The sequence below is a fragment of the Rhodopirellula sp. JB055 genome (assembly GCF_043100905.1).
Lineage (GTDB): Bacteria > Planctomycetota > Planctomycetia > Pirellulales > Pirellulaceae > Rhodopirellula.
In genome coordinates this window covers 1-4590 of record NZ_JBICHO010000379.1, presented here as the reverse complement: position 1 = coordinate 4590, position 4590 = coordinate 1, and the positions used below count along the sequence as shown (strand labels likewise).

The window sequence follows — 4590 nt, the reverse complement described above, 5'->3', positions numbered from 1 at the left end:
CCCAATCGCCGCAATTCAAGGGTGGTGATGACGCAAAAGCCAGCTCGCCCCCCCCCGCCGTTGGCGCCGCTCATCCAGCCGAGTCCAAACCGTACTCGCCCGGCGTGCCAACCGGCTCGCGGGTGACCGCTTATGACTTCAAACGCCCTGAACGCGTCGGCAAAGACCAGATGCGGGCAATGCATTCGCTCCACGAGTCGATTGCTCGTAATTTTGGAGCGTCGATCTCCGGTCTGCTCCGGACCATGATCGAGGTCAAACTTCTAAGCGTCGACCAACTGACCTACAGCGAATTCGTCTTCAGTCTCGACAACCCAAGCTGCTTCAACGTGATTAAGCCGCTTCCGTTGGAAGGGCACTGGGTTCTCGACATCGCTCCAGGACTGGCCTACGCCATCATCGACCGGATGCTCGGTGGCGACCCGGTCCCGGGGGAAACAATTCGTCGGCCACTGACCGAAATCGAGACTCGCTTGATGTGCCGCGTGGTCGATCTGTTCCTGGAACAAATCGTTCCTGCCTGGGAAAACGTGCTCCACCTCGAACCCACGATCCACACCACCGAAAGCAACCCACAACTCGCCCAAATCGTGCCACCCAACGAAGTCGCGATTTTGGTTGGATTCGAAGTCCTGCTCGGCAAAAACCGAGGGATGATGAACCTCTGCATCCCCTTCAACTCAATCGAAAAGTACAACGCCAAACTGTCTCGCAACGGCTGGGTTGGCTACGGGAAAACAAACCCAACACCACAATCGCGTCGGAAAATCGCGGACAGCATCGACGCCGCGCCTGTGGATGTGGTGGTCACGCTGGCGCGGTCCAAAATTCGAACCAGCGACCTGCTGGATCTGTCCATTGGTGACATCATCACGACCGAACAATCCGCGGATTCTGCCTTGGAACTGTCCGTCCAAGAAGTCCCCAAATTCTCCGCCATTGCAGGGGCCTACAAAGGGAAAAAAGCCGCTCAGATCCAAGCCACGATCGAGCCCAAATCACACGAAACGGACGAACGGGATCCAGAAAAAGAGTTGAACGATGACTCGCCTACAACAACCGAACCCGCAGGTATCGACGCGGAAACAATGCAAACCTTAGAAGCAGCCGAGGCCAAGATGGCGATTTCGGCCAAACCCTCGCCGCCGGCCAAACCCACTGCAGCCAACAAGGCAGTGAAGAAACCGTCTGCCCCGACGAATTGAACTCGGTGCGGCCCTGCCGGCCACACCGATCACTCATTCACTCCGACGCGAAAATTCGCGCCGCTCCCTTGTCAGTTATGGCCGGTGGGAGACACGACCGTTGGAGCCGTCAAACCGCTCTTTGATGCGGCAGATTCAGCGCGGCGAAGCGCGGCCTCCACACGATCGAGCAATTCGTCGGAGCTCTCTTGGGTCTGAGCCGTGTCGCTCATGGACGCGGTGAACTCCGCACCGCAGTGCTGACACGCGACCGTGCATCCAAGCAACGATGCGCGAATATCAATTCGCCGACCGCAAGTCGGGCAAGATTGGTTAAATCGAATGGACATGGTTCGCCTTTCTACTGCCAGCCGCCTAGCTGGTTAAATCCGTTTGAGAGGGGAAATACTAACCACAACTCCGCTTCAACGCAAACTCATTTCACGCAAGCTTCATATCAATGCTCAAGCTGCAACCATACTAGCGCGGCCAACTGGATCAGACAAGGATCGAAATCAACCAAGATTCAAAGAAGAGCAACCGACTTTCGGCCCAAGAAAAGTGAACACTCGAACACTACCTCGTCGTGAAAGTAGCGGTTTCCCCTGCTTCACGCCTTGGAAGACGGTTATCCTGTAGGAACGTCCCACGACGATCGAAAAAGGATTTTTATGCCTCAACAGGTTCCTATGACACGCTCGATCTGCAACCCGATCCCCGCAGTCGCTCTTTTCGCGGTTTTCGCCTTCGTGATTCCTGCAACGGAATCGCGCGGCCAAAATAACGCCGAACTGGGCCCTGAGATCCAACTCGAAACGCTCGAGGGCGACTCGTATTCAGGACACCTCAACATCCTGACAGGTTCAACCCTGTCGGTGACTTTGTCTGGTGGCCAATCCCAGCAGTGGGAACTGACCGAAATTTCGCGTCTTCGGTTTCAAGGTTCCGCTCGCACCAGTCCGCCCACTCGTGCTGTGCTGCGAGGCGGTTCGGAAATCGCCGCGGCGGCAACGTCGATGCAACAAGATGACCTGCTGATTCGCTCCGTCGGCCAACCTTCGCTCAGCGTCCCGATTGGGAAGGTGCGATCCGTTCGCTTTCGTGCTCCTGCGTCCGCGACCGATCCCAACTGGCTCGCTTTGGTCGAAGAACCCCAACGTCGTGATCGCTTGGTCATCCGCCGCGAAGGCGATGCGTTGGATCCCATCGAGGGAACCATCCTGGAGATCAAACGCGACTCCGTCTCGTTTGATCTCAGCGGCAATATCGTCGACGCCCCTCTGAACAAATTGGAAGGGGTCATCTTCTCCACTTCGAACAATCGCGAATCGGGAAAAACACTTCGTGTGCTTGACCAATGGGGATCCGAGTGGATGGCCGAACAAGCCACCTGGAATTCGACCGCTGGATCGCTTGAGTTGAACCTGGGTGACGGAATCACTCACTCGATCCCTGCCGACCAACTGCTTGAGATCCGTCTCTCCGGCGGAATCCTTTACCTCAGTGATGCAGAAGTCGCCGAGCAGAATCAATCGGAATCCTTGAACACGATCGTCGGCAACGACTTAGCATCCACTTGGTTCGCGACAGAAACCCAATCAAAGAATCTGACAACGGTCCTGTCATCGGATCATGTCGTTCGCGTTCCTGAGGGATACGAAAAATTGGTGTCCGCTGTCCGAATCTCACCGGACGTTGACCAGTTCACCCCATTGAAAGTTTCCGTGCTGTTGGACGACCAAATGGTCTGGTCATTGGATCTTCAAGACCGCAAACCACACGGTCTGATTCTGCCTTTGGAAGACGCACGGCGACTCACTCTTCGCATCGACCAAGCGGATGTGGACTCATCCGAGTCATCGCCTTCCTTGGCGGATGCCTTGGGGCATCGTGTCGAGTGGTTGGGTGCCCGCTTGCTAAAGTAAAATCAGACGCCTCCGACGATGCATTTCGCACTGACGTTATCACACTGAGAAATACGATTCGCCATGCCTTCTCGATGTCTCGGTTCCGCCTGGGTGCGAATCGGTTGCCTGACACTTGCTTTGTTTGCCTCCACCGCGTGGTCGGAAGAGTCGTCTCTTTCGCCCGCTGAACAACAGTGGATCGAAGAGTTCGAAGCCGCTCGGATCGCAGGCATTGCGAAAGCGACGCCCTCGACCGTCATGGTGTTTGTCCCTGGAGGCGGCGGAGGCGGAAGTGGCGTGCTGATCACTCCCGATGGATACGCCCTGACAAATTTTCACGTCAGCAGTCCGGCGGGCACCTACATGCGTTGCGGGCTCAGCGACGGCCAAGTCTACGATGCCGTGGTCGTCGGCATTGACCCGGTCGGCGACTTGGCACTGATTCAATTGCTCGGGCGTGACGACTTTTCAACCGCTGAATTTGTCCCCAGTCGCTCGGTCCAAGTGGGTGACTGGTGCTTCGCTATCGGCAATCCATTTCTGCTGGCCACCAACCTACAACCCACTGTCACCGCAGGGATCATCAGCGGCGTACGTCGCTATCAATATCCCTCCGGAACACTCCTGGAATACGGCAACTGCTTTCAAACCGATGCCTCCATCAACCCCGGCAACTCCGGCGGCCCGCTGTACGATAACCAAGGCGATTTGATTGGGATCATTGGACGAGCTTCCTTTGAAAAACGCGGCCGAGTCAACGTCGGTGTCGGGTATGCCATTTCGGGCGACCAAGCTCAGAACTTTCTCGGATGCTTGTACAGCGGCCGAGTCGTCGACCACGCCACACTCGGCGCCACTGTCGGCACGGATGAGGACGGGAGCGTTCGCGTCACCAACATCCTCGGCTCCAGCGACGCGTATCGCCGTGGGCTGCGGTATGGGGACGAAATCCTTGAGATCGACGGGCAAGTCATTCAAACCGCGAACGATGTGCAAAACATCCTCGCCACCTTTCCAGCAACCTGGCGAATTCCAATCACGTATCGGCAAGACGGCACCAGTGTTGAAACACTGGTGCGACTCGCCAGCGTCCACCGCGGATCAGAGTTGCTCGAAAAGATGAAATCCGCGTTGCCGCCACCTCCTCCGGCCCCTCCCAAACTTCCAACGCCCGCCAAACCTGGTGACCCGTCACCCGAGGAATCCGAGGGCGACGCTTCATCGGGAACGCCCGCAGAAGCCGAACCGAACAAGCCGAAAGAGATCCTGGGGTGCCGAGGATCTGTCCGCGGCGCTCGGCGCGCCGCGCAATCGGCGTCCGGACGGAACCTACCTGGACGTGTACCGCCACTGCCGGGTGCAGACCCTGCTCGCCGCCGCCGCTTCGGCGGTTGCGCCCCTGGACGGCGTGTACGTGGATTTCCGCGACCGCGAGGGGCTCGAGGCGGAATGCCGCGAAGCCGCCTGGATGGGCTACACCGGCAAGATGACCATCCACC

Annotated in this window: 4 protein-coding genes and 1 pseudogene; 4 read left to right on the top strand and 1 reads right to left on the bottom strand. The window is 57.6% G+C overall.

Annotated features, from left to right (window positions below):
• Positions 1 to 1205 (top strand): flagellar motor switch protein FliM (gene fliM, locus ACF8AM_RS15035; RefSeq protein WP_392556420.1); only part of this gene is annotated, 1205 nt, incomplete at its 5' end.
• A 71-nt stretch (positions 1206 to 1276) separates the two neighbouring features.
• Here fliM and ACF8AM_RS15030 read toward each other — a convergent pair.
• Positions 1277 to 1534, bottom strand: a complete 258-nt coding sequence (locus ACF8AM_RS15030; RefSeq protein ID WP_392556419.1) for a response regulator — start codon at positions 1532 to 1534, stop codon at positions 1277 to 1279.
• 339 nt (positions 1535 to 1873) lie between these two features.
• Here ACF8AM_RS15030 and ACF8AM_RS15025 point away from each other — a divergent pair, with 339 nt between their 5' ends.
• The 3 genes and pseudogenes from ACF8AM_RS15025 to ACF8AM_RS15015 form a co-directional block, all read left to right on the top strand.
• Positions 1874 to 3109, top strand: coding sequence for a hypothetical protein (locus ACF8AM_RS15025; RefSeq protein WP_392556418.1), 1236 nt, complete (start codon positions 1874 to 1876; stop codon positions 3107 to 3109).
• Positions 3110 to 3172: 63 nt separating this feature from the next.
• Positions 3173 to 4298 (top strand): annotated as a pseudogene (locus ACF8AM_RS15020) (S1C family serine protease); the annotation flags it as partial.
• A partial coding sequence (locus ACF8AM_RS15015) for an aldolase/citrate lyase family protein (protein WP_392556417.1) occupies positions 4275 to 4590 on the top strand: 316 nt, incomplete at its 3' end. The pseudogene ACF8AM_RS15020 and the gene ACF8AM_RS15015, both read left to right, overlap by 24 nt.